At 71.2% G+C, this 24571-nt stretch carries 25 protein-coding genes; 16 read left to right on the forward strand and 9 right to left on the reverse strand.

Annotated elements, in window-relative coordinates; genetic code table 11:
• Positions 1-78 precede the first annotated feature (78 nt).
• Positions 79-936, forward strand: a complete 858-nt coding sequence (locus MTO99_RS02405; RefSeq protein WP_243556647.1) for a glycerophosphodiester phosphodiesterase — start codon at positions 79-81, stop codon at positions 934-936.
• Here the strand turns inward: MTO99_RS02405 and MTO99_RS02410 are convergent.
• Genes MTO99_RS02410 through MTO99_RS02420 form a run of 3 tightly spaced genes read right to left on the reverse strand, consistent with a single transcriptional unit; the run spans position 917 to position 2032 of the window.
• Entirely contained in the window at positions 917-1477 is a 561-nt protein-coding gene (locus tag MTO99_RS02410) for an O-acetyl-ADP-ribose deacetylase (RefSeq protein ID WP_243556649.1), read from the reverse strand. The genes MTO99_RS02405 and MTO99_RS02410 overlap by 20 nt on opposite strands.
• Positions 1478-1487: 10 nt before the next feature.
• A complete protein-coding gene (locus tag MTO99_RS02415) occupies positions 1488-1766 on the reverse strand; it encodes a metal-sensitive transcriptional regulator (protein ID WP_243556651.1) in 279 nt (92 codons plus the stop codon).
• Positions 1767-1819: 53 nt separating this feature from the next.
• Positions 1820-2032, reverse strand: coding sequence for a hypothetical protein (locus MTO99_RS02420; protein WP_243556653.1), 213 nt, complete (start codon positions 2030-2032; stop codon positions 1820-1822).
• Positions 2033-2294: 262 nt separating this feature from the next.
• Here MTO99_RS02420 and MTO99_RS02425 point away from each other — a divergent pair, with 262 nt between their 5' ends.
• The 5 genes from MTO99_RS02425 to MTO99_RS02445 all read left to right on the forward strand — a co-directional run bounded on the left by MTO99_RS02425 (position 2295) and on the right by MTO99_RS02445 (position 8770).
• Entirely contained in the window at positions 2295-4445 is a 2151-nt protein-coding gene (locus tag MTO99_RS02425) for a DEAD/DEAH box helicase (protein ID WP_435520788.1), read from the forward strand.
• A gap of 113 nt (positions 4446-4558) precedes the next feature.
• Positions 4559-5590, forward strand: a complete 1032-nt coding sequence (locus tag MTO99_RS02430) for a 6-phosphofructokinase (protein WP_243556656.1) — start codon at positions 4559-4561, stop codon at positions 5588-5590.
• 110 nt (positions 5591-5700) lie between these two features.
• Positions 5701-6906: an inorganic phosphate transporter gene (locus tag MTO99_RS02435; RefSeq protein ID WP_243556658.1), complete on the forward strand. Its 1206-nt coding sequence runs from the start codon at positions 5701-5703 to the stop codon at positions 6904-6906.
• Positions 6903-7253, forward strand: coding sequence for a peptidase (locus tag MTO99_RS02440; protein ID WP_243556660.1), 351 nt, complete (start codon positions 6903-6905; stop codon positions 7251-7253). Before MTO99_RS02435 ends, MTO99_RS02440 begins: the two co-directional genes overlap by 4 nt.
• A gap of 68 nt (positions 7254-7321) precedes the next feature.
• On the forward strand, positions 7322-8770 hold the full coding sequence (locus tag MTO99_RS02445; protein WP_243556662.1) for an NCS2 family permease: 1449 nt from the start codon (positions 7322-7324) through the stop codon (positions 8768-8770).
• Positions 8771-8826: 56 nt separating this feature from the next.
• Here the strand turns inward: MTO99_RS02445 and MTO99_RS02450 are convergent, their stop codons facing one another.
• A complete protein-coding gene (locus tag MTO99_RS02450) occupies positions 8827-10113 on the reverse strand; it encodes a uracil-xanthine permease family protein (RefSeq protein WP_243556664.1) in 1287 nt (428 codons plus the stop codon).
• 93 nt (positions 10114-10206) lie between these two features.
• Between MTO99_RS02450 and MTO99_RS02455 the strand changes: the two genes are divergently transcribed.
• Positions 10207-10491, forward strand: a complete 285-nt coding sequence (locus MTO99_RS02455) for a DUF4190 domain-containing protein (RefSeq protein ID WP_243556666.1) — start codon at positions 10207-10209, stop codon at positions 10489-10491.
• A gap of 166 nt (positions 10492-10657) precedes the next feature.
• Positions 10658-12178 (forward strand): aspartate ammonia-lyase, encoded by a 1521-nt coding sequence (locus MTO99_RS02460; RefSeq protein WP_243556668.1) that lies wholly within the window; start codon positions 10658-10660, stop codon positions 12176-12178.
• A gap of 33 nt (positions 12179-12211) precedes the next feature.
• Here the strand turns inward: MTO99_RS02460 and MTO99_RS02465 are convergent, their stop codons facing one another.
• Positions 12212-12655, reverse strand: a complete 444-nt coding sequence (locus MTO99_RS02465; protein WP_243556669.1) for a MarR family winged helix-turn-helix transcriptional regulator — start codon at positions 12653-12655, stop codon at positions 12212-12214.
• Between the two features lie 104 nt (positions 12656-12759).
• On the opposite strand from MTO99_RS02465, the gene MTO99_RS02470 reads away from it, so the two are divergent.
• Complete coding sequence (locus MTO99_RS02470; protein ID WP_243556671.1) at positions 12760-13674, forward strand: alpha/beta hydrolase; 915 nt, start codon at positions 12760-12762, stop codon at positions 13672-13674.
• Positions 13675-13706: 32 nt separating this feature from the next.
• Here the strand turns inward: MTO99_RS02470 and MTO99_RS02475 are convergent, their stop codons facing one another.
• From MTO99_RS02475 to MTO99_RS02485, 3 genes are read right to left on the reverse strand one after another with little or no spacing between them, the layout of a single operon-like run.
• Positions 13707-14585, reverse strand: coding sequence for a fumarylacetoacetate hydrolase family protein (locus MTO99_RS02475; protein ID WP_243556673.1), 879 nt, complete (start codon positions 14583-14585; stop codon positions 13707-13709).
• Between the two features lie 28 nt (positions 14586-14613).
• Positions 14614-15378 (reverse strand): SDR family NAD(P)-dependent oxidoreductase, encoded by a 765-nt coding sequence (locus MTO99_RS02480; protein WP_243556675.1) that lies wholly within the window; start codon positions 15376-15378, stop codon positions 14614-14616.
• A complete protein-coding gene (locus MTO99_RS02485; protein ID WP_243556677.1) occupies positions 15375-16241 on the reverse strand; it encodes a fumarylacetoacetate hydrolase family protein in 867 nt (288 codons plus the stop codon). Before MTO99_RS02485 ends, MTO99_RS02480 begins: the two co-directional genes overlap by 4 nt.
• A 137-nt stretch (positions 16242-16378) precedes the next feature.
• Here MTO99_RS02485 and MTO99_RS02490 point away from each other — a divergent pair, with 137 nt between their 5' ends.
• The 7 genes from MTO99_RS02490 to MTO99_RS02520 all read left to right on the forward strand — a co-directional run bounded on the left by MTO99_RS02490 (position 16379) and on the right by MTO99_RS02520 (position 23750).
• Positions 16379-17680: an enolase C-terminal domain-like protein gene (locus MTO99_RS02490; protein WP_243556678.1), complete on the forward strand. Its 1302-nt coding sequence runs from the start codon at positions 16379-16381 to the stop codon at positions 17678-17680.
• The gene (locus MTO99_RS02495; RefSeq protein ID WP_243556679.1) at positions 17677-18645 is read left to right on the forward strand and encodes an aldo/keto reductase; all 969 of its coding nucleotides are present in this window, start codon (positions 17677-17679) and stop codon (positions 18643-18645) included. Before MTO99_RS02490 ends, MTO99_RS02495 begins: the two co-directional genes overlap by 4 nt.
• Positions 18642-19553 carry an amidohydrolase family protein gene (locus MTO99_RS02500; protein ID WP_243556680.1) on the forward strand — a complete coding sequence of 304 codons (912 nt, stop codon included), beginning with the start codon at positions 18642-18644 and terminating at the stop codon, positions 19551-19553. Before MTO99_RS02495 ends, MTO99_RS02500 begins: the two co-directional genes overlap by 4 nt.
• 108 nt (positions 19554-19661) lie before the next feature.
• Complete coding sequence (locus MTO99_RS02505; RefSeq protein ID WP_243556681.1) at positions 19662-20102, forward strand: RbsD/FucU family protein; 441 nt, start codon at positions 19662-19664, stop codon at positions 20100-20102.
• Entirely contained in the window at positions 20099-21610 is a 1512-nt protein-coding gene (locus tag MTO99_RS02510) for a sugar ABC transporter ATP-binding protein (RefSeq protein WP_243556682.1), read from the forward strand. The genes MTO99_RS02505 and MTO99_RS02510 overlap by 4 nt, the downstream gene beginning before the upstream one ends.
• Positions 21607-22653: an ABC transporter permease gene (locus MTO99_RS02515; protein WP_243556683.1), complete on the forward strand. Its 1047-nt coding sequence runs from the start codon at positions 21607-21609 to the stop codon at positions 22651-22653. Before MTO99_RS02510 ends, MTO99_RS02515 begins: the two co-directional genes overlap by 4 nt.
• Before the next feature lie 107 nt (positions 22654-22760).
• Positions 22761-23750 carry an ABC transporter substrate-binding protein gene (locus tag MTO99_RS02520; RefSeq protein ID WP_243556684.1) on the forward strand — a complete coding sequence of 330 codons (990 nt, stop codon included), beginning with the start codon at positions 22761-22763 and terminating at the stop codon, positions 23748-23750.
• Positions 23751-23884: 134 nt separating this feature from the next.
• Here MTO99_RS02520 and MTO99_RS02525 read toward each other — a convergent pair whose 3' ends face one another.
• A complete protein-coding gene (locus tag MTO99_RS02525; protein ID WP_243556686.1) occupies positions 23885-24556 on the reverse strand; it encodes a FadR/GntR family transcriptional regulator in 672 nt (223 codons plus the stop codon).
• Positions 24557-24571 lie beyond the last annotated feature (15 nt).

A 24571-nucleotide genomic window follows, 5' to 3' on the forward strand; every position in this document is an offset into this window, starting at 1 on the left:
GCTCGAACCCGCCCCGCTCGAACCCGCCCAGCTCGAACCCGCCCCGTCGACCTGCTCACCCGCCGGCCCCGACGTGCCGTGCGCACCGGCGTCGGTGCAGTGGCGCTCGCGATCACCGTCACCGCGATGCTCGTCGTGCAGTCGTCGCCCACCGCGTCGGCCACCGACGTGTTCGGCGCGTTGCGCGCGCCCGGCGAACCGGCGTTCAGCGTCGGCCATCGGGGTGATCGCGCGCAGGCGCCCGAGAACACGCTGCCCTCGCTCGAACTCGCCCTCGACGGCCTCGAGTTCGTCGAGACCGATGTGCAGCTGACCCGGGACGACGTCCCGGTGCTGTTCCACGACGTCGAGCTCAGCCGCGTCACGGGGGATCCGCACCGGGTCGACGAGCTCACCTTCGCCCAGCTCTCCCGGCTCGACGCGGGCCGGCGGTACGACGCGGCGTTCGAAGGCACGCGCATCCCGACGCTCGATGCGTTCCTGGCCGCGCTCGCCGAGCGCGACGACGCCCGCGCGCTCATCGAGCTGAAGGCGGCGTGGACCCCCGACGAGGTGCGCATCGTCGCCGACCTGCTGGAGCGACGCGGGGTCGAGGGGCGGGTGGTGCTGCAGAGCTTCAGCATCGAGACCCTCGACTCGATCGCCGAGGTCGCCCCGCACCTGCCGCGCATCATGCTGATCCGCGAACTGCCCGCGGACCCGCGGCCGATCGCGGAACGATTCGGCCTGATCGGCTTCGGCACCACCGTGGCCAGCGTGACGGCCGCGCCCGAGGCGCTCGACCGCGCCCACGCCGCCGGCATCGCGGTGCTCTGCTACACCCTGAACTCCGAGAAGAAGTGGAGCGAGGTGGCCGCCCTCGGCGTCGACGGCATCATCACCGACCGGCCGAGCGACCTCGACGCCTGGCTCGCCGCTACTGCTCCGGGAACGTGATCTCGACGCCGAGCCGGTCGGCGGCGGCCCGGTACGCCTCGGCGACCCGCTCGGAGAACAGCACGAAGCGCACGCGCGGGGGAGCGGCATCCGTCGCCATCGAGGCGACCGACAGTGCGACGTCCGCGACCTCGTCGACCGGCCAGCCGTACACGCCGGCCGAGATGGCCGGGAACGCGATCGAGCCCGCTCCCAGCTCCGCGGCCAGCGCCAGCGAGTTGCGATGGGCGGCAACCAGCCTTTTCCGGCGTTCGGATGCCTCGGGCTCCGCGCGGCCCGGCCACACCGGGCCGACCGTGTGGATGACCCACCGTGCCGCCAGACGGCCGGCCCCGGTGGCGACCGCCTCGCCCGTCGGCAGCCCGTCGGGCAGCGATCCGGCGCGCAGCGCCCGGCACTCGGCGAGGATCTCGGGCCCGCCGGCGCGGTGGATCGCGCCGTCGACGCCTCCGCCGCCGAGCAGCGACGAGTTCGCGGCGTTCACGATCGCGTCGACCCGCTCGTGCGTCAGGTCGCCCGTGATCAGCTCGATGCGAGGCATCCGCCGGGCCTCAGCCGCGGTTGTTCGACAGCTCGAAGATGCGCAGCAGCTCGGCCACCGCCGCCTCGCGGGCCTCGCCGCCCTGCTCGTACTGGTGGGTGACGTGGGTGCGCAGGTGGTTCTCGACGAGCAGCTTGTTCAGCGACGCCAGCGATTTCTGCACCGCGAGCGACAGCGTGATGATGTCGACGCAGTAGTCCTCGTTCTCGATCATCTTCTCGATGCCGCGGAGCTGGCCCTCGATGATCTTCGTGCGGTGCAGCGCCCGCCGCTTGATGTCCTCGATCACCCCGTCAGGATACTCCGCCGGACCGGTACCCGGCCGGGGTATCCGGGTCCCCGTCACTCCTCGACGTCGGGCGCCGGCTGCCGGTCGTCGCGCAGGTCGACACGACGCTCGGCATCGATGCCGGGCACCTCGTCGACGAGCGCGTCGTCGATCGGTCGCTCGTCGTCGTTCTCGGCCGGTTCGGCCTCGTCGAACTCTGTGTCCTGCGCCACCGTGAAGTCGTCATCCGGCGCGACGCCACCGCCCGCCCCCGCGCGATCGTCCATGTCCCCAGACTAGGCCGCGGCCTGCGCCGCCGCACCCCCTGCACGACGGATCCGCGCCGCGCCCGCCGGTGCGGTCGGGCATTCCGCCCCGAAACCCGATAGAATGGCGGTTGCGCCCGATGGATCCCTTCCTCAGGCCGACGGCACGGGCTCCGCCCGCGCACTGCTCGGCCGTGCGGATCCCTCGGCCTGCGGTCCGCCCCTGATCCGGCGAGGCGAGCCGCGGCATCGCGATCCGCCCCTCGGGTCGTCGGCGCAACAGATGCGGCCCGAAGAAACGGGAGGACCATTGGCCCAGACGAGGCAGCGCACACGTACGCGCTCGCGCGACGATGACGCGCCCATCATCCCGATCCTCGCCCGCAAGGTGCGCGAGGTCGAGCAGAAGGCGCAGAAGAACAAGCTCGGCCCCACCAACCGGCAGAAGTTCCAGGTCATCGCCCTGCTGATGCGCGAAGAGCGTGCCCGGGTCAAGGCCGACCACGAGACGCCCGACGCCGCCCGCGTCGAACTGCTGAAGCGCCTCGACGGCATCGCGCAGATCCTCGCCAAGACGGCCGCGCGCGACACCAGCCTCATCTCCCTGCTCGAACCGGATGCCTCGGTGTCGACCGTTGCGCAGCGCTTCCGCCGCGACTGGCTGCTGGAATCGGGCGCCGAACTCAGCCCCGACGAGCTCATCATCACCCGCGAGCCCGAACCCGACCCCGAGCCGAGCGTCAACCAGGTCGTGCCGCGGTCGGTGAAGGCCAGACAGCTGGCGAACCCGTTCCTCGCCCCCGACCTCACCCGCACCGTCGCGCCGGTCGTGCCGGTGCGACGGCTCGCGAACTGGGAGCTGCTCGGGCCCCTGTTCAAGTCGTTCGAGCTCGGCTCGGGCGGGCAGGCGGCCACGATGGAGCTGCCCGAGGCGCCCAGGGTCGATCGGCTCGCGCCGCGCGGCCTCGAGCTCATGCGCCACCAGGCCAGATTCATCGAGGCCGCGCGGCTCGGGCACCGCACCTTCCTCCTCGCCGACGAGCCCGGACTCGGCAAGACCGCCCAGTCGGTGCTCGCGGCATCCGTGGCGAACGCCTACCCGCTGCTGGCCGTCGTGCCCAACGTGGTGAAGATGAACTGGGCGCGCGAGGTCGAACGCTGGACCCCGCACCGCCGGGCGACCGTCATCCACGGCGACGGCGACACCCTCGACGCGTTCGCCGATGTGGTCGTCGTCAACTACGACGTGCTCGACCGGCACATGTCGTGGCTCGGCACCATGGGTTTCCGCGGCATGGTCGTCGACGAGGCGCACTTCATCAAGAACCTGCAGTCCCAGCGCTCGAAGAACGTGCTCGCGCTGGCCGACCGCATCCGGCGCAACGCGCCCGGCGGCGACCCGCTGCTGCTCGCGCTCACCGGCACGCCGCTCATCAACGACGTCGACGACTTCCGGGCGATCTGGCGGTTCCTCGGCTGGATCGACGGCGACAAGCCGGCGCCCGAACTGCTCGGCAAGCTGGAGGAGACCGGGCTCACGCCCGCCGACCACGGCTTCTACGCCGCGGCGCGGCAGACGGTCATCGACCTCGGCATCGTGCGCCGGCGCAAGGTCGACGTGGCCGCCGACCTGCCGTCCAAGCGCATCGCCGACCTGCCGGTCGAACTCGACGACGAGCTCGGGCGGTCCATCCGCGCCGCCGAGCGCGAGCTCGGCCACCGCCTCGCGAGCCGGTTCCGTGCACTCGTGGAGGCCCGGGGGCTGCGCGTCGGCACCCTCGACGTCGACGAACGCGACCAGTTCATCCGCGCCGTCGCGCTCGCCGAGCTCGAGGAGTCGAAGCAGGCGAAGTCGGGCGAAAACGTGTTCACGATGGTGCGCCGCATCGGCCAGGCCAAGGCCGGCCTCGCAGCCGACTACGCCGCGCAGCTCGCGCGCTCGGTCGGCAAGGTGGTGTTCTTCGCCAAGCACATCGACGTCATGGACCAGGCCGAGGCCGCCTTCGCGGCACGCGAGATCCGCACCGTGTCGCTGCGCGGCGACCAGACGGCGCTCGCGCGCCAGGCCGCGATCGACGCATTCAACACCGACCCCGGTGTGCACGTCGCGGTCTGCTCGCTCACCGCGGCGGGGGTCGGCGTGAACCTGCAGGCGGCGTCGAACGTGGTGCTCGCCGAGCTCAGCTGGACCAGCGCCGAGCAGACCCAGGCGATCGACCGCGTGCACCGCATCGGCCAGGACGAACCCGTCACCGCGTGGCGCATCATCGCCGCGCACACGGTGGACGCCCGCATCGCCGAGCTCATCGACGCCAAGCAGGGGCTGGCCGCCCGCGCCCTCGACGGCAGCGACATCGAGCCCGGCTCGGCCGACTCGGTGCAACTCGACGCACTGCAGCACCTGCTGCGGCAGGCGCTCGACGGCGCGCTGTAGCGGGTCGGCGCGCGTGAACCGAACGGGGTGATCGCGCTAGACTCTGGCTCGTCCGTGCCCCGAGGAAGCGGCTCAGGCGAACCCTTCCACTCACGACGAGGAGTCCACGCGGCATGAAGATCGGCTTGCTCACCAGCGGCGGCGACTGTCCGGGCCTGAACGCGGTGATCCGCGGCGCGGTCCTCAAGGGCGTCATCTCGCACGACACCGAGTTCGTCGGGTTCCGCAACGGTTGGCGCGGCGTCGTCGAGCGCGACCTCGTGCCGATCGTCCGGCACGACGTGCGAGGGCTCGCCCGCCAGGGCGGCACCATCCTCGGCTCCTCCCGCACCAACCCGTTCGAGGGCGAGGGCGGCGGCCCCGAGAACATCCAGCGCATGCTCGACGAGGAGGGCATCGACGCGATCATCGCGATCGGCGGCGAGGGCACGCTGACCGCGGCCCGCCGACTCTACGACGAGGGCGGCATCAAGGTCATCGGCGTGCCGAAGACCATCGACAACGACCTCAAGGCCACCGACTACTCGTTCGGCTTCGACACCGCCGTCGAGATCGCGACCGAGGCGATCGACCGGCTGCGCACCACCGCCGACTCGCACGGCCGCTGCATGGTGCTCGAGGTGATGGGCCGCCACGTCGGGTGGATCGCCCTGCACTCGGGCATGGCCGGCGGCGCGCACGCGATCCTCATCCCCGAGCAGCCGCAGTCGATCGAGCAGATCTGCGAATGGGTCGAGTCGGTGCGCGAACGCGGCCGTGCCCCGCTCGTGGTCGTCGCCGAGGGCTTCACGCTGCCCGAGATGACCGAGGCGCACTCGCACAAGGGCCTCGACGCGTTCAACCGGCCGCGGCTCGGCGGTATCGCCGAGATGATCGCCCCGATGATCGAAGAGCGCACCGGCATCGAGTCGCGCGCGACCGTGCTCGGTCACATCCAGCGCGGCGGCGAGCCCACCGCCTACGACCGCGTGCTCGCGACGCGGCTCGGCATGGCCGCGGTCGAAGCCGTCTACGACGCGGCGTGGGGCAGCATGGTCACCCTGCGCGGCACCGAGATCAAGACCGTGTCGATCGCCGAGGCCACCGGGTCGCTCAACACGGTGCCCCAGTCGCGCTACGACGAGGCGCGCATCCTGTTCGGCTGATTCGGAGACTGGCTGCAGGTAGGATCGTGAGCGCGGCGCTCGCCGCATTCGCACGTCCCCACGACTGAACATCCGGTGAATTCCGTTCACCGAACCAGAGAAAGACGCCGGTGGATCTCACCCTCATCGTCGTGCTGGTCATCGCACTGGCGCTCTTCTTCGACTTCACCAACGGATTCCACGACACCGCCAACGCGATGGCGACGCCGATCGCCACCGGCGCGCTGCGGCCGAAGGTCGCCGTGGGGCTCGCCGCCGCGCTCAACCTGGTCGGTGCGTTCCTGTCGACCGAGGTCGCCAAGACGATCTCGGGCGGCATCATCAACGAGGGCGACGGCGGGGTGCTGATCACCCCCGAACTGATCTTCGCCGGCCTCATCGGCGCGATCGTGTGGAACATGATCACCTGGCTGCTCGGGCTGCCGTCGTCGTCGAGCCACGCGCTGTTCGGCGGCCTGATCGGTGCGGCGATCGTCGGCGCCGGCCTCGGCGCGATCGACTTCGGCGTCGTCGTCTCGAAGGTGATCCTGCCGGCGCTGCTCGCGCCGATCACCGCCGGACTCATCGCGTACGTGGCGACGAAGCTCGCCTACGCGATCACCCGCCGGTACGACGGCAAGCCCGACGGCCGCGACGGATTCCGGTACGCGCAGATCTTCTCGTCCTCGCTCGTCGCGCTCGCGCACGGCACCAACGACGCGCAGAAGACGATGGGCGTCATCACGCTCACCCTCGTCGCCGCGGGCCTGCAGACGGCCGGCACCGACGTGCAGTGGTGGGTCATCGTGACGTGTGCGATCGCGATCGCGCTCGGCACCTACATGGGCGGCTGGCGCATCATCAAGACGCTCGGCACGGGCCTCACCGACGTGAAGCCGGCGCAGGGCTTCGCCGCCGAGACGGCGACCGCGGCCACGATCCTCGCGTCCAGCCACGTGGGCTTCGCGCTGTCGACCACGCAGGTCGCGTCGGGTTCGGTGATCGGCTCGGGCCTCGGGCGCCGCGGGTCGAAGGTGCGCTGGAAGACGGCGGGGCGCATCGGCATCGGATGGCTCATGACGCTGCCTGCGGCGGGCGCCGTCGGCGCGCTCGCGGCGCTCGTCGCCCACCTCGGCGTCATCGGGATCATCATCGACGCGGTGGTCGGCACGATCGTGATCGCCGGGATCTTCGTCTGGTCGCGTCGCAGCGAGGTGTCGCACCACAACGTGATCAGCGAGGTCGCCGACTCGGGTCGTGCGGTGAAGATCAAGCGCAACCCGAAGCCGAAGAAGAAGGCCAAGAAGGCGGACACGGGCGGAAAGGCGCCGGCATGATCGACTGGAACGCGTTCCTCCTGGTGCTCGTCTCGGCGCTGATCGGCGCCGCGATCGTGGTGAGCGCCTACGCGCTCGGCATCCGGCTGCTCACGATGTCGGGCCGCACCCCGATCGTCACCCCGGCCGAGTTCACCGATGCGATCACCATCGTGACGCCCGCCGAGATCAAGCAGGCCGAGAAGCGCGCCGCGAAGGCGGCCCGCAAGAGCCCGCTGACCGAAGGCCAGAAGCGGCTCGCCCTGCTCGGCGCCTGGGGGTGCTTCGCCGTGAGCGGTGCGGCCGTGCTCGTGGGCATCTACCTGATCGTCGGCGACCACCTGATCAAGCTGTTCGGCGGCGCCTGATCGGCCGGGCGGCCCGGCCGCCCGCGCAGGCGCGCGCCCGGCGCATCCGCAGCGCTACAGTTTCTCGCATGACGTCACCGACCCCCACCGAGACCACGGCCGAGCTGCCCCAGGCGCGCTCCGCGTTCGACCGCTTCTTCGAGATCAGCGCCCGCGGTTCGACCGTGGGCACCGAGATCCGCGGCGGCATCGTCACGTTCATCACGATGGCGTACATCGTGATCCTGAACCCGATCATCCTGTCGGCGGGCGTCGACGTGAACGGCGACCAGCTGGCGTTCCCGGCCGTCGCCGCGGTTACGGCGCTCACCGCGGGGGTCATGACGATCCTGTTCGGCGTGGTGGCCCGCCTGCCGTTCGCGTTCGCCGCGGGCCTGGGCATCAACTCGTTCCTCGCGTTCAGCGTGGTCGGCCAGGTCACCTGGCCCGAGGCGATGGGCCTCGTCGTCATCAACGGCCTCATCATCGTGCTCCTGGCCGCGACCGGCTTGCGCCGGCTGATCTTCGACGCCGTGCCGTACGAGCTGAAGATCGCGATCACCGTCGGTATCGGCCTGTTCATCGCGTTCATCGGCTTCGTCGACGCGGGCTTCGTGACCGCGACCGGTCAGAACTCGCCGCCGGTCGGCCTCGGCGTGAACGGCTCGGTCGCGACCGTCCCGACGCTGGTGTTCGTCTTCACCCTGCTGCTGACCGGTGTGCTCGTCGCCCGCAAGGTCAAGGGGGCGCTGCTCATCGGCCTCGCGTCGGGCACCGTGGTCGCGGTGATCATCGAGGCGATCTGGCACCTCGGGTCGGGCGTGGACAACCCCGGCGGGTGGGGGCTGTCGGTGCCGGCGTTCAGCGGCAACCCGTTCGCGGTGCCCGACCTCAGCCTCATCGGCCAGGTCAGCTTCGACTTCGGCAAGGTCGGCGCGCTGTCGGCGCTGATGCTCGTCTTCACCCTCGTGTTCACGAACTTCTTCGATGCGATGGGCACCATGACCGGCCTCTCGAAGGAGGCGGGCCTGTCCGACGAGAAGGGCAACTTCCCCCGCCTGAAGTCGGCGCTGATCGTCGAGGGCGTCGGCGCGGTCGCGGGCGGGCTCACCTCGGGGTCGTCGAACACCGTATTCATCGAGTCGGGCTCGGGCATCGGCGAGGGCGCGCGCACCGGCTTCGCGAACCTCATCACCGGCGCCCTGTTCCTGCTGGCGATGTTCCTCACGCCGGTGACCCAGATCGTGCCGAGCGAGGTCGCCGCCTCGGCACTGGTCATCGTCGGCGCGATGATGATGGCCCAGGTGCGCGATCTCGACCTGAAGGACTTCTCGGTGCTGCTGCCCGTGTTCCTCACGATCGTGATCATGCCGCTGACGTACTCGATCGCGAACGGCATCGGCGCGGGCTTCATCGCGTGGGTGGTCATCCGCGCGCTGTCCGGCAAGGCGAAGACCATCAGCCCGCTGCTGTGGGTGGTCGCCGCCGGGTTCCTGCTCTACTTCGCCCGCGGGCCGATCGAGCAGCTGTTCGGCTAGCAGGTCGATCGACGTCGTATCCGGCCGACGGCGAAGCCGTCGGCCGGTCGGCCCGCTCACGCCGTGCCGCGCGCCTTCCCGATCCAGTTCATGAGGTGGTAGATGACGATCGCGGCGATGGTGCCGAGCGCGATGCCGTTGAACACCACGGTGCCGAAGGTCATCGTGAAGTCGGCGACGCCGATGACGAGCGCGGTCGCGGCCGTGAACTGGTTCACGGGGCGGGTGAAGTCGACCTTGTTGTCGACCCAGATCTTCACGCCGATGATCGCGATGAGGCCGTACAGGGCGACGGTCGCGCCGCCCAGCACGCCCGCCGGGATCGTGTTGATGAGCGCGCCGAACTTCGGCGAGAGTCCCAGCAGGATCGCCACGATGCCCGCGATCCAGTATGCGGCGGTCGAGTACACGCGGGTCGCGGCCATCACGCCGATGTTCTCGCCGTAGGTGGTCGTGCCCGAGCCGCCGAAGAAGCCGGCGACGGTCGTGGCGACGCCGTCGGCCAGCAGCGCCCGGCCGGTCTGCGCGTTCACCGAGGCATCCGTCATCTGCGCGACGCCGCGCACGTGGCCGACGTTCTCGGCGATGAGCACGAGCACGATCGGCAGGAACGCGGGCAGCAGCCCCCACACCGCGGCGTCCGCGAACGGGTTGGCCGCCAGGTGGAACTCGGGCAGACCGACCCACGCGGCCTGCTCGACCGCGGCGAAGTCGATCTCGCCCTGCAGGATGGCCGCGACGTAGCCGACGACCACGCCGATGAGGATGGAGATGCGGCCGAGGATGCCGCGGAACACGACCGTGACGAGCAGGATCGCGGCGAGCGTGACGAGCGCGGTGAGCGGGGCGAGTTCGAAGTTGCTCCTCGCCACGGGCGCCAGGTTGAGTCCGATGAGCGCGACGATCGCACCGGCGACGACGGGCGGCATGAGCGCGTCGATCCAGCCGGTGCCCGTCCAGACCACGATCGCGCCGACCAGGGCGAGCAGCAGACCGACCGCGACGATGCCGAACAGGGCCGCGCCCATGGGGTCGTCGACCGTGGTCGCGCCGAGGGCGCCGAGCACCGGCGCGATGAACGCGAACGACGAGCCCAGGTAGCTGGGCAGGCGGTTCTTCGTGATGAGCAGGAACAGGATCGTGCCGATGCCCGAGAACAGCACGGTCGTCGCCGGCGGGAACCCGGTGAGCAGCGGCACGAGGAAGGTCGCGCCGAACATGGCGACGACGTGCTGGGCGCCGAGCCCGATCGTGCGCGGCCAGGACAGGCGTTCGCCCGGGGCGACGACTTCGCCGGGCGCGACGGTCTTCCCGTCGCCGTGCAGGGTCCAGGGCAGGGGCATCGTGACTCCGATCGGGTGGGGTGGGCCGCCTCAGATCGTATCGGGGGGTTGACCGGATGTCCCGGCGGACGGGCCGTCCCTAGCGTGGAGGGCATGACCACCACCACGACCACCACCGTCACCCCCGACACCGCGAACGGCTTCAGCATCGCCGCGCTCGTGCTCGGCCTCGTGTCGATCTTCGCGGGCTTCACCTTCATCGTGCCGATCGTCGGCCTCGTGCTCGGTATCCTGGCGCTGCGGCGCGAACCGCAGTCGCGCACGATGGCGATCTGGGGCATCGTGCTGAACGGCGTGATGCTCGCCGGATCGGTGCTCGTCACGCTCGGCGCGCTCGCGTTCGGTCTGGCGATGCTGCCGTTCGCGTTCGTCTTCTGAGCCGCCGCGCTGGACACTCGGGAGGGTGCGGCCGCCGCGATTCGCCGCGGCGGCCATCGTCGGGCGCGAGCACGCGGGTAGGCTCGGAACGGTAGCCGGGCGAACCCCGGCGCCCAGGATCGCTCCGCACCACCCGTGCGGCGCTCGAGGCAATGGAGCCGCACCCATGTCGTCCACCGACACCCGTCCCGTCCCGCTCGCACCGACGCCCGAGGAGGACGCCGTGTACCCGCCGTTTCCCGAGGGTCCGACCCGCACCGAGACCGATTCGCTCGGCAGCGTCGAGGTTCCGGCCGACGCGTACTGGGGCGTGCACACCATGCGTGCGCTCGAGAACTTCCCGATCTCCAAGCGCCCGATCTCGGTCTACCCCGACCTGGTGCGCGCGCTCGCGAGCGTGAAGCAGGCTGCGGCCCGCGCCAACCACGACCTCGGCGTGCTGCCCGACGAGCAGGCCGCATGGATCGAGGAGGCGTGCGCCCGCATCATCGCCGGCGAGCATCACGACGAGTTCGTGGTGGGCGTCATCCAGGGCGGTGCGGGCACCTCGACGAATATGAACGCGAACGAGGTGATCGCCAACCTCGCGCTCGAGATCGGCGGCTACCCCAAGGGCCGCTACGACATCGTGCACCCGATCGACCACGTGAACCGCAGCCAGTCGACGAACGACACGTACCCGACCGCGGTGAAGCTCGCGATGGCGTTCTCGATCACCACGATGATCGACGAGCTCGACCGCCTGCGCCTGGCGTTCGATCGCAAGGGCACCGAGTTCCACAACGTGCTGAAGGTCGGGCGCACCCAGTTGCAGGACGCGGTGCCGATGACGCTCGGCCAGGAGTTCCACGGGTACGCCACGACCCTCGGCGAGGACATCTCGCGCCTGCGCGAGACGATCAAGCTGCTCGGCGAGGTGAACCTCGGCGCGACCGCGATCGGCACCGGCATCACGGCCGAGCCCGGCTACGCGGCATCCGTGGTGCGGCACCTGAGCGAGATCACCGGACTCGCCCTCGAGACCGCGCCCGACCTGATCGAGGCGACCAGCGACACGGGCGTGTTCATGACGTTCTCGAGCGCGCTGAAGCGCAGCGCGATCAAGCTCTCGAAGATCTGCAACGACCTGCGGCTGCTCTCCAGCGGGCCGCAGGCGGGCCTCGGCGAGATCAACCTGCCGCCCCGGCAGGCGGGCTCGAGCATCATGCCCGGCAAGGTGAATCCGGTCATCCCCGAGGCGGTCAGCCAGGTCGCGTACGCGGTGGCGGGCACGGATGTCACGGTGATGATGGCGGCCGAGGGCGGCCAGTTGCAGCTCAACGCCTTCGAGCCGGTGATCGCGCACTCGCTGCTGCAGTCGATCACGTGGATGCGCCAGGCGTGCTGGACGCTGCGCGTCAACTGCGTCGACGGCATCACCGCGAACACCGACCGGCTCGCCGCGCAGGTGGCGTCGAGCGTCGGGGTGATCACGGCGCTCATCCCGTTCATCGGCTACCAGGAGGCGGCGACGCTCGCCAAGCTGGCGCTGAAGACCGGGCGACCGGTCGCCGACCTCGTCGTCGAAGCCGGCCTCATGACGCGCGAGGCCGTCGAGGCCGAGCTGTCGCCGTCGAAGCTATCGGGACTGCGGCCGACGACGCAGGCGATTCCGATCGTGAACCTGCGCAGCGAACCGCACGAGTAGCGGCGCGCGGGAGCGCCGCCGCCGAGCACCGCGCTATGCGTCGTCCTCGTCGAACGAGGCGCGCAGCGCGGCGATCGCCGCGCCCAGCGCCCGGCGGTCGGTCGGGTCGAGGCGCGCCAGCCGGTTGCGGATGCTCCGCTCCACCGTCGGCGTGGCGTCGTCGAGCACCCGGCGTCCGGCCGCGGTCGGGAAGATGTGCGATGAGCGACGGTCGTCGGGATTCGCGCGTCGCTCGACGAGCCCTGCTCCCGCGAGTCGGTCCACGGACTTGCTCACCGCTCCGACGGTGATGCCGATCTCGCGGACGATGTCCTGCACCCGGCATCCGTCGATCCCGGCGATGACTCTGAGGACGTCGTAGGAGCCGAGGTGCACCCCGTGCGCGGCGTGCAGCTCGGCGTCGAGCCGTTCGAACCAGCGGGTCTCGGCGCGGACGAGCGCGAAGAAGAGGTCGGCGTCGGTCGCGGGGTCGGCCATGATGCATTCTCCGGAATTAGATTGACAGGAATCTTTCTACGATGGCAATATCGATTCCCGGGAATCAATCTACGCCATGAACGGCACGACGACAGGAGCCTCCGATGTCCCGCACCACGTACGACCGCGTGTCCGATGCATACCGCGCCGGCCGATCCGCACCCGACGCGACCGTCGCCGAGCAGCGCGAGGCATTCGCGCGGCTCGTCGGCCCCGCCCCGTCGGATGTCACCGCGACGGCGGGCGGGCTCGGCGGGCGCCCCGCGATCCGCCTCAGCCCGACGGAGGGCGCCGACGCCGGGGCGCTCCTCTACCTGCACGGCGGCGGCTACGTCGTCGGCTCGGCTCGAACCGGCGCTCCGATCGCCGCCGCACTCGCCCGGCGCACCGGGACGACGGCGTGGTCGCTCGACTACGGGCTCGCGCCCGAGCACCGGTTCCCGCAGCCGGTGGACGACGCGCTGGCCGCGTACCGGGAGCTCCTCGACGCCGTCGGGCCCGAACGGCTCCTCATCGCGGGCGACTCGGCGGGCGGCGGGCTCGCCATCGCGACACTGGTCGCCGGGCGAGCGCACGGCCTGCCGATGCCCGCGGCCGTCGCGGTGTTCTCGCCGTGGGCCGACCTGACGCTCTCGGGCGCGTCGATCGTCGAGCGCGAGGGCGACGACCCGTTGTTCACGTTCGACGACCTCCGTCGCTACGCCGACCACGTCCTGCCCGAGACGGATCCGGCGGGCGCGGCCGCTTCGCCCCTGGCGAGTCCGGTCTTCGCCGATCTCCGAGGCCTGCCGCCCCTGCTCGTGCAGGTGGGCAGCCGGGAACTGCTGCTCGACGACGCCCTGCGCCTGGCGGCGAACGCCGCGCGCGCGGACGTCGACGTCGTGCTCGAGGTCGCCGCGCGCGCCCCGCACAACATCCAGCTGCTCGTCGGCTCCCTCGAGGAGGCCGACCGCGCCCTCGAGCGAGCCGGCGACTTCCTCGCGGCGCGGCTGCCGGCGACGGCCGATGCGCTGCGATGACGATCCGCGCGCTGCGATGACGATCGGTGCGTTCAGATCACCCGGCAGTGGGTGGTCAGCGAGCCGATGCCCTCGATCGTGACGGTGACGGTCGCGCCGTCGTGCAGGAAGACCTGCGGGGTGCGCGAGTAGCCGGCGCCGCCCGGGCTGCCGGTGGAGATGAGGGTGCCCGGCGGAATCGTGGCCGAGCGCGACAGGTACGAGACGATCTCGGCGACGCCGCGCACCATCTCGGTCGTGGAGGCGTCCTGCAGGACGCGACCGTCGACGTTGGTGGTGAGCCAGAGGTCCTGCGGGTCGGCGATCTCGTCGGCGGTGACGACGACCGGACCGGTGGGGGTGAAACCGTCGAACGACTTGCAGCGCGACCACTGCGCCTCCGAGAACTGGATGTCGCGGGCCGTGATGTCGTTGACGACGGTGTACCCCCACACGGAGTCGAGCGCGTCGCGCACGTGGACGCCGCGCGCCGGCCGGCCGATGATGACGCCGAGCTCGGCCTCGTAGTCGACCTGGGTCGACAGGTCCTCGGGCCAGGTGGTGGTCTGGCCGTGGCCCGTCAGCGAGTTCGGCCAGAGCGAGAAGATCGTCATCGCGGTCTCGCTGCGCAGCTTCAACTCGCTGGCGTGCGCCGCGTAGTTCGCGCCGATCGCGAGCACCTGCGGCGGGCGCAGCACCGCCGAGGAGTAGCGCAGATCGGCCAGCGGCACGAGACGGCCGCCGTCGGCGATCGCCGGATCGGCGATCGCGCGCACGTGCTCGAGGCCGGGGTCGCCGCGCTCGATGAGCTCCTGCAGGTCGCGGGGCGCCTCGTCGCCCATCACCTCGTCGAGGAACAGCGCACCGTCGCCCGAGACGACGGCGAGGCGGGGGATGGATCGGCCTTCGACTCTGAGGTGCGCGAATCTCACCGTTCCAGCGTAGTCAGCCGCGACGGGCTCACGAGCCGGCCGGGCGCAGCCGCAACTCCTGCATGCCGCCGTCGACGGCGATCGAGGTGCCGGTGGTCGAACCCGAGGCCGGCGACGCGAGGTAGGCGACGGCTGCGGCGACCTCGTCGGGCGACACCAGCCGGCCGTGCGGCTGCCGAGCCTCGAGCGCGGCGCGCTCGGCCGCGGGATCGTCGGCCGCGTCGAGCAGCCGCCCCACCCACGGGGTGTCGGCGGTGCCCGGGTTGACGGCGTTCACGCGGATGCCCTCGCGCAGGTGGTCGGCGGCCATCGCCCGGGTGAGCGCCAGCACCGCGCCCTTCGTCGCACTGTAGAGCGCGCGCTGCGGCAGCCCGGCGGTGGCGGCGATCGAGGAGGTGTTCACGATCGCCGCGGCGGGGGAGACGCGCAGGTGGGGCAGGGCGGCCCGGCTGACCCGGGCGAGCCCGACGACGTTGACATCCCAGACCCGGTGCCACTCGTCGTCCCCGTTCGCGGCGATGTCGCCCTGGGCGCCGATGCCGGCGTTGTTCACGACGATGTCGATGCGGCCGAGCGCGTCGATCACCCGGGCGACGCCGGCGCGCACGCTCTCGTCGTCGGACACGTCGACGGCGACCGCGAGGTCGGCGTCGGCGCTCTCGGGTGCCAGGTCGAACACCGCGACGGTCGCGCCGCCGGCTCGCAGCCGCTGCGCGATGGCCGCGCCGATGCCCGACGCGCCGCCGGTGACGATCGCCACCAGTCCGTTGAACTCGCCCTCCACGGTGCTCACTCCGTTCCGGCGGCGCCCGCCGCCACGTAGGTCTGCCGCTGCCGGCCGAGGCCGTCGATCTCGAGCTCGACGACGTCGCCCGCCCGCAGGTACGGGAACCGGCCCGACAGCGCGACGCCCTGCGGGGTGCCGGTGAGCACGAGGTCGCCGGGCTCCAGTGCGAGCACCTGGCTGAGCTCGTGCACGATCACGTCGATCGGGAAGATCAGGTCGGCGGTGCGCGAGTCCTGCCGCGGCTCGCCGTTCACGAAGCTGCGCAGGCCCGTGTCGTCGGCGTCGAGTTCGTCGGGCGTCGCGAGCCACGGCCCGGTCGGGCAGAACCCGGGTGCGCTCTTGCCCTTCGACCACTGGCCACCGGATGCCTCGAGCTGCCAGGTGCGCTCGGAGAGGTCGTTCGCCAGCACGAACCCCGCGATGTGCGCGCGGGCCTCGGCGGGGGAGTCGAGGTACGAGGCGCGGCGGCCGATGACGATGCCGAGTTCGACCTCCCAGTCGGTCTTCGTGCTGCCGCGCGGGATCTCGACGTCGTCGTACGGCCCGACGACGGTGTTCGGCGACTTCATGAACATGACGAGCGTCTTCGGCGGCTCGGAGCCCGACTCGGCGGCGTGCGCCGCGTAGTTCATGCCGATGCAGTAGACCGCGCTCGGCCGGGCGACGGGTGCGCCGACGCGCAGGGCCTCGGCGCCCGCGAGCTCGGGCAGTTCGCCGGCCGCGAACGCGGCGGCGGCGCGGGCGATGCCGTCGCCCGCGAGGAACGCGCCGTCGATGTCGGCGGTCGCCTCGCGCAGGTCGAGCGTGCGGTCGCCGTCGAGCAACACGGGGATCTCGGCGCCGATCGGTCCGAGTCGTGCGAATCGCATGCGGGGTCCTTTCACCGTTGAAGGTCGGAAGTCTGACGCGCGGCATATCCCGCGACATCCGTGATTCTTGCATATCGCGGGACAGTTGACAGGCGAGACATCCGATGTTTATGCTCGCCCTGCCACGAAAGGACGCCATGAGCACGATCGTCAGCGTTGACACCCGGGACATCCGCTTCCCGACCTCCCGGTCACTCGACGGGTCGGATGCGATGAATCCCGACCCCGACTACTCCGCCGCCTCCATCGCCATCGGCACCGACGCGGGCGACGGGCTCGAGGGCGATGCGTTCGTATTCACGATCGGCCGCGGCAACGACGTCCAGGTCGCCGCGCTCGACGCGCTCCGCGACCACCTGCTGGGCCGCGACGTCGAAGACCTGCTCGCCGACATGGGGGCGGCCTCGCGACTGCTCACCCACGACTCGCAGCTGCGCTGGCTCGGCCCCGAGAAGGGCGTCATGCACATGGCGATCGGCGCGGCCGTGAACGCGCTGTGGGATCTGCGGGCCAAGCGCGCCGGCGAACCGCTCTGGGCGCACCTCTCGCAGCTCGCGCCCGAAGAACTCGTCTCGGTCGTCGACTTCCGGTACCTGAGCGATGCGCTCACGCCCGACGAGGCGCTCGCCATCCTGCGCGCCGCCGAACCCGGGCGCGCCGACCGCAGGGCCGAACTGCTCGAGCGCGGCTACCCCGCCTACACCACCACGCCCGGCTGGCTCGGCTACTCCGACGAGAAGCTCGAACGGCTCTGCCGCGAGGCGGTCGCCGACGGGTTCCCCCAGATCAAGCTCAAGGTCGGCGCGAACCTCGACGACGACCGCCGCCGGCTCGCCATCGCTCGGCGCGCGGTCGGCCCCGACTACCCGATCGCGATCGACGCGAACCAGCGGTGGGACGTGGCCGATGCGATCGCGTGGGTGAACGCGCTCGCCGAGTTCGGCCCCGCCTGGATCGAGGAGCCGACCAGCCCCGACGACGTGCTCGGCCACGCGGCCATCGCCCGCGGCGTCGCCCCGGTGCGCGTCGCCACCGGTGAGCACGTGCAGAACCGCGTCGTCTTCAAGCAGCTGCTGCAGGCCGGCGGCATGCAGGTCATGCAGATCGACGCGACCCGCGTCGGCGGCGTCAACGAGAACATCGCCAACCTCCTGCTGGCCGCGAAGTTCGGCGTGCCGGTGTGCCCGCACGCCGGGGGCGTGGGCCTCTGCGAGGCGGTGCAGCACCTGTCGATGTTCGACTTCGTCGCGGTGTCGGGCAGCATGGAGGGTCGCATGATCGAGTACGTCGACCACCTGCACGAGCACTTCGTCACCCCCACCGTGGTCGAGCACGGGCGCTACCTCGCGCCCGTCGCGCCCGGGGCCGGCACCGAGATGCACGCGTCGTCGATCGACACGTTCACCTGGCGCGGCGAGCACGTGGGGGCGGGCGCATGAGCTCCGACGTGACGAGCTCGTCGCGGCTCGGGCCGCTCGGCTTCGGCGCGGCCCCCATCGGCAACCTCTACCGCGAGGTCTCCGACGAGGCCGCTCGCGACGCACTCGACGCGGCGTGGGCGGGGGGCATCCGCTATTACGACACCGCCCCGCACTACGGGCTCGGGCTGAGCGAGCGTCGACTCGGCGAGTTCCTGCGCGACAAGCCGCGCGACGAGGTCCTCGTCTCGACGAAGGTCGGGCGGGTGCTCGAGCCGAACCCCGACTTCGCGGGCGGCTCCGACCTCGCCGACGGCTACGCGGTGCCGAACGCCCTCGTGCGCCGGTTCGACCCGACCGAGCGCGGCATCCGGCGCAGCCTCGAGGACTCGCTGACCCGCCTCGGGCTCGACCGCGTCGACATCGCCTACCTGCACGACCCCGACGCGTACGACACCGACCGCGGCATCGCCGAAGGTCTGCCCGCCCTCGTGCGGCTGCGCGACGAGGGGCTGGTCGCTGCGATCGGCATCGGCGTCAACGATGCGGATGTCGCGGCCCGCGCCGTGCGTGCGGCCGACCTCGACCTCGTCATGATCGCGGGCCGGTACACGTTGCTCGAACAGCCGGCGCTCGCCGACCTGCTGCCGCTCTGCCTCGAGCGCGGCGTCGGCGTGGTGGCGGCGGCCCCCTACAACTCGGGCCTGCTCGCGACCGACGACCCCGGCGCCGGGGCGCACTACAACTACGGCGCCGTGCCGGCCGACGTGCTGACGCGCGCTCGCGCGCTCGCCGCCGCGTGTCGCGAGCACGGGGTGCCGTTGCCGGTCGCGGCGATCCAGTACCCGCTGCGGCACCCGGCTGTGCGCGCCGTCGCCGTCGGCACCGCGCGAGCCGAGGCGGTGCACGAGAACCTCGCCCGCCTCGCGGTGCCCGTGCCCGCGTCGTTCTGGGACGCCCTGCAGGAAGCGGGGCTGATTCCATGAGCGGAACCGCGAGCACCCGGGTGATCGACGCGCACCTGCATCTGTGGGATCGCGCCGACGGGGGATACGGCTGGGTGACGCCCGAGCTCGGCCCCCTGCATCGCGACTTCGGGGCCGACGAGGCCGGCGTCGCGCTGCGCGAGGCCGGCGTCGACGCGGCGATCCTCGTGCAGGCCGACGACACCCTCGCCGACACCCGGTTCATGCTCGACCAGGCGCGCGCGAACGACTGGATCGTCGGCGTGGTCGGCTGGGTGCGCCTCGACGACGAGGCCGAGGCCGCAGCCCAGCTCGACGGGTTCGCCGAGGGCGGTGCCTCCGACGCCGCAGGGCTGCTGCGAGGCATCCGTCATCTCGTGCACGACGACCCCCGCGACGACTTCCTCGACCTGCCCGCCGTGCGGGCGTCGCTGCGCCGCGTGGCCGCGCACGGCCTGGTGTTCGACGTGCCCGACGCGTGGCCGCGCCACCTCGCCGCGGCCGGGCGCGCGGCCGCGGCCGTGCCCGAGCTCACGGTCGTGATCGACCACCTCGCCAAGCCGCCCGCAGGCGAGGGCTTCGATTCCGAGGCGTTCGCCGCCTGGGAGGCGGAGTTCCGCCGCGTCGCCGAGCTGCCGAACACGGTCGCCAAGTTCTCGGGGCTGCACCTGCCCGGGGCGTCCTTCACCGCCGATTCGGTCGGCCGGCTGCTCGACCTCGCGCTCGACGCGTTCGGCGCCGACCGCCTGCTGTACGGCGGCGACTGGCCGATGTCGGTGCCGCACGGCGGGTACGCGCCGACCTGGGCGGTCATGCGGGCCGCGCTCGACCGGCTCTCGGCGGCCGAGCGCACGGCGATCCTCGGCGCCAACGCCGAGCGCGTCTACCTCGCATCAGAGGTCGGAGCGATCGGCGGCTCCAATGGCTGAAACCTCGCGATGTCCGGCGAACTCGGGCTGAAACATCCGATCAGTCGCACTAGACTCAACCCCACCCGGCGGCCCCAGGGCCACCCTACTCGACGAAGAGAGGCGAACATGCTGAGCGGCATCCACCCGATCCTGAGCGGCGACCTGCTCGCCGCGCTGGACCGGCTCGGCCACGGCGACGAGCTCGTCGTCGCCGATGCGAACTTCCCCGCGCACCGCATCGGCGAGACGGTCGTCGAGGCACCGGGCCTGACGGCGCCCGCCGTGGTCCAGGCGATTCGCACCGTGCTCCCGCTCGACGCGTACGAGGCCGAGTCGGTGCTGCTCATGCAGGGCGAGGAGCCCGGGCCGCTGCCGGTGCCGATCGAGCTGGTCGCCGCAGCCGAGGTCGCCGACGACCGGCGCACCGCGCTCGACCGGTTCGCCTTCTACGAGCGCGCCGCCTCCGCCCGGCTCGTGGTGCGCACCGGCGAGCTGCGACCGTACGGCAACCTCATCATCAGGAAGGGCGTCGTGAACGAGTACCGATCCCAGGGGGCGGCCTCATGACCGCGCTGCTCGAGCTCGAGGGCATGAGCAAGGGGTTCCCCGGCGTGCAGGCGCTCGACGACGTGCGGCTCGACCTGCGCCACGGCGAGGTGCTCGCGCTCGTCGGCGAGAACGGCGCCGGCAAGTCGACGCTGATGAAGCTGCTCGCCGGCATCTACGAACCCGACGCCGGCACCATCCGGCTGAACGGGCGGGAGCTGCGGATCGACGGCCCGCGCCACGCGCAGGAACTGGGCATCGCGATCATCCATCAGGAGTTCAACCTGATGCCCGACCTCACCATCGCGCAGAACATCTTCATCGGGCGCGAGCGGCGCGTGGCCGGCACGTTCCTCGACGAGCGGGCGCTGAACCGCCGCGCCCGCGAGCTGTTCGACCGGCTCGGCCTCGCGCTCGACCCCACCGAACGCGTCGAACGGCTCACCGTCGCCCGCCAGCAGATGGTCGAGATCGCCAAGGCGCTGTCCTTCGACGCCCGCGTGCTCATCATGGACGAGCCGACCGCGGCGCTGAACGACGCCGAGGTCGACGTGCTCTTCGGGCTGATCGAGCGGTTCCGCACCCCCGACACCGGGGTCATCTACATCTCGCACCGCATGGAGGAGCTCTCGCGCATCTCCGACCGCATCACCGTGCTGCGCGACGGGCGGTACATCGACACCCTCGTCACCGCCGACACCGACCAGCGCGAGGTCATCTCGCTCATGGTGGGGCGTCCGATCGAGGGCGAATCGAGACCCGCACCGCGCACCGCACCGGGCGAACCGGTGCTCACCGTGACCGGGCTCTCCACCAAGCACCTGCTGAAGGACGTCAGCTTCGAGGCGCGCGCCGGTGAGATCCTCGGGTTCGCGGGGCTCATGGGCGCCGGGCGCACCGAGGTCGCCCGCGCCGTCGTCGGCGCCGACCGGCGCACGGCCGGCACCGTCACGCTGCACGGCCGCCAGGTGCAGATCCAGAACCCCGCCGACGCCGCACGGCTCGGCATCGGGTACCTCTCCGAAGACCGCAAGCAGCTCGGCGTGCTGCTCGAGCGCAGCGTGCGCGAGAACATCGTGCTCGCGTCGCTGCGCGACTACGTGCGCGGCGTGTTCGTCAGCGACCGGCGCATCGAGTCGACCGGCCGCGAGTACGTGCAGAAGCTGCGCATCAAGACCCCGTCGACCGCTCAGCTCGTGCAGAACCTCTCGGGCGGCAACCAGCAGAAGGTCGTCATCGCCAAGTGGCTCGCGAAGGACTGCGACGTGCTGATCTTCGACGAACCGACCCGCGGCATCGACGTGGGCGCGAAAGACGAGATCCACGGCCTGCTGCGCGAACTCGCCGCGCAGGGCAAGGCCATCATCGTGATCTCGTCCGAGCTGCCCGAGGTGCTGCGCCTGTCCGATCGCATCGCGGTCATGGCCGAGGGCCGGCTCACCGCGGTGCTCGACAACGCCGACGCCACGCAGGAGAACCTCATGGAGTACGCCACCCGCTTCAGCGCCGAAGGAACGATCACCCGATGACCCCCACCACCGCAGACCGCACGTCCGCACCGCAGCCCGCCGGCACCCCCTCGACCGAGGCGTTCGCCGCGATCGAGGCGGGCAAACCCCGGCTGGCCTGGCTGCGCGGCTCGCTGCAGCAGTTGCTCGCCGCCGCCAGCCTGATCGTGATCGTGGTGTTCTTCTCGATCGCGAGCCCGCACTTCTTCACCGCGAACAACCTGATCTCGATCCTCACCGCGGCGACCGTCACCGGCATCCTCGCGCTCGGCACCACGTTCGTCATCATCACGGGCGGCATCGACCTGTCGATCGGCACCGGCATGGTGCTGTGCGGCGTGATGGCCGGCGTCTTCCTCACCTACTGGGGGTGGCCGCTCTGGGCCGGCGTCGCGGCGACGATCGTGTTCGGCGGGCTGCTCGGCCTGATCAACGGCATGAACGTGTCGATCCTCGGCATCCCGCCGTTCATCGCCACCCTCGGCATGATGCTCATCGCGGCGGGCCTGTCGCTGGTCATCTCGGGCACCAAGCCGATCTACTTCAACGACACCCCCGAGTTCCAGCAGATCATGAACCTGTCGATCATCCCGGGGGTGCGCTTCCCGCTCGGCGTGGTGATCTTCGTCGTGATGATCGTGATCGCGGCGGTCGTGCTCTCGAAGACGCTGATCGGCCGCTACGCCTTCTCGATCGGTTCGAACGAGCAGGCCACGTCGCTGTCGGGCGTGAACGTGCGGCGCTGGAAGATCGTGATCTACACCATGGCGGGGCTCTTCGTCGGCCTGGCCGGTGTGCTCAGCGCCTCGCGGCTCTCGTCCGCGCAGCCGACCGGCGGCATGGGCCTCGAGCTCGAGGCGATCGCCGCCGTGGTGATCGGCGGCACCTCGCTGCAGGGCGGCAAGGGCTCGATCATCGGCACCGTGATCGGCGCGCTCATCATGGCCGTGCTGACGAACGGCCTGCGCATCATCTCCGTCCCGCAGGAGTGGCAGTCCGTCGCGGTCGGCATCGTGATCCTGGTCGCGGTGTACCTCGACATGCTGCGCCGACGCCGGGCCTGAGGCATCCGGACGCACCACCGCACCACCGCACCACCGCACCACCGAACACTCGACTCGCACCACCAGTCAGCACCACCTCACAGCACCACACACAAAGGAGTGACCACATGTTCAGCAAGCGCATGGCCGGCGCCGTCGTCGGCGCCGCGATCACCGCACTCGTCCTCGCGGGGTGCGCGAACGACGGCGGCTCGGGCTCGGGCGACGCCTCGGGCGACGGCGACAAGCCGTACATCGCCCTGATCTCGAAGGGGTTCCAGCACCAGTTCTGGCAGGCCGTGAAAGCGGGTGCCGAGCAGGCGGCCGAGGAGTTCGACGTCGAGATCTCGTTCGAGGGCCCCGACACCGAGGCCGATGTCGACCAGCAGATCCAGATGCTGCAGACCGCGCTCGACAAGAGCCCCGCCGCGATCGGATTCGCCGCGCTGGACAGCCAGGCCGCCGGCCCGCTGCTGCAGCAGGCGAAGGATTCGAACATCCCGGTCATCGCGTTCGACTCGGGTGTCGAGAGCGACATCCCGCTGACGACCGCGGCGACCGACAACCTGGCCGCTGCGGCGGAGGCGGCCAAGCACATGGCCGACGCCGTCGGCCACGAGGGCAAGGTCGCGCTCGTCGTGCACGACCAGACCTCGGTCACCGGTCAGCAGCGCCGCGACGGCTTCGTCGAGTACCTGGAGGAGAACGAGCCGAACATCGAGATCGTCGACATCCAGTACGGCGGCGGCGACCAGGCGAAGTCGGCCGACCTCGCCAAGGCGATCATCGCCGCGCACCCCGACCTGAAGGGCATCTACGGCTCGAACGAGGGTTCGGCGATCGGCGTCGTGCAGGCCGTGAAGGAGCTCGGCGTCGACCCGGCGACCCTCGCGGTGGTCGGGTTCGACTCGGGCCAGGCGCAGATGGACGCGATCCGCGACGGCCTCATGCTCGGCGCCATCACGCAGAACCCCGTCGGCATCGGCTACGAGACGGTGAAGGCCGCGGTGGCCGCGATCAACGGTGAGACGCTGCCGAAGACGATCGACACCGGGTTCTTCTGGTACGACGCGTCGAACATCGACGACGAGGAGATCCAGGCGGTGCTGTACGAGTAAGCACGGCCGGTCGGCATGAGGCGGGGGCGGCGCGAGCCGCCCCCGCTTCGCGTGCGCGTTCCAGGCACCGAGTTCAGACGGAGGCACCGCCGGCGGTGCCTCCGTCTGAACTCGGTGCCTGGAACGGGTGCGCCCTACAGCGCCTCGCGCAGCCACTGCTCGACGCCGCTGACGTGCACGACCGTCAGCGCGCTCGCGAGATCGGCGTCGCCCGAGGCGATCGCGTCGAGGATGGCGTGGTGCTCCTGCAGGGTGCGGTCGACGACGTTCTCCTGCGTGATGCCCCGCCAGATGCGGGCGCGCACGGTGTGGCTGGAGAGCGAGTCGATGAGGCTCGCGAGGTACGCGTTGCCCGTGGCCTCGGCGATGCCGCCGTGGAACTCGAGGTCGTGCGCCACGAGGCTCTCGACGTCGGCGGCGTGGTCGACTCCGGCGACGATCTCGCGCAGGCGGGCGATCGCGTCGGCGTCGGCGCGGCGTGCGGCGAGGGACGACGCGGATGACTCGAGGATGCGCCGCACCGCGAAGATCTCGAGGATCGACTGGTCGTCGTGCAGGTCGACGACGAACGACATCGCCTCCAGCAGCAGCCGCGGCTCGAGGCTGGTGACGTAGGTGCCGTCGCCGCGACGCACGTCGAGCACCCGGATCACCTCGAGCGCCTTCACCGCCTCGCGCAGCGAGGATCGACTGAGACCGAGCCGATCGCTCAACTCCTTCTCGGGCGGCAGGCGATCCCCGGGGGCGAGCTCGCCCGCGATGATCATCTCTTTGATGCGCAGAATCGCCTCGTCGGTCACGGCCATGCTCGGCATGGTACC

Source organism: Agromyces larvae (genome assembly GCF_022811705.1).
Taxonomy (GTDB): domain Bacteria; phylum Actinomycetota; class Actinomycetes; order Actinomycetales; family Microbacteriaceae; genus Agromyces; species Agromyces larvae.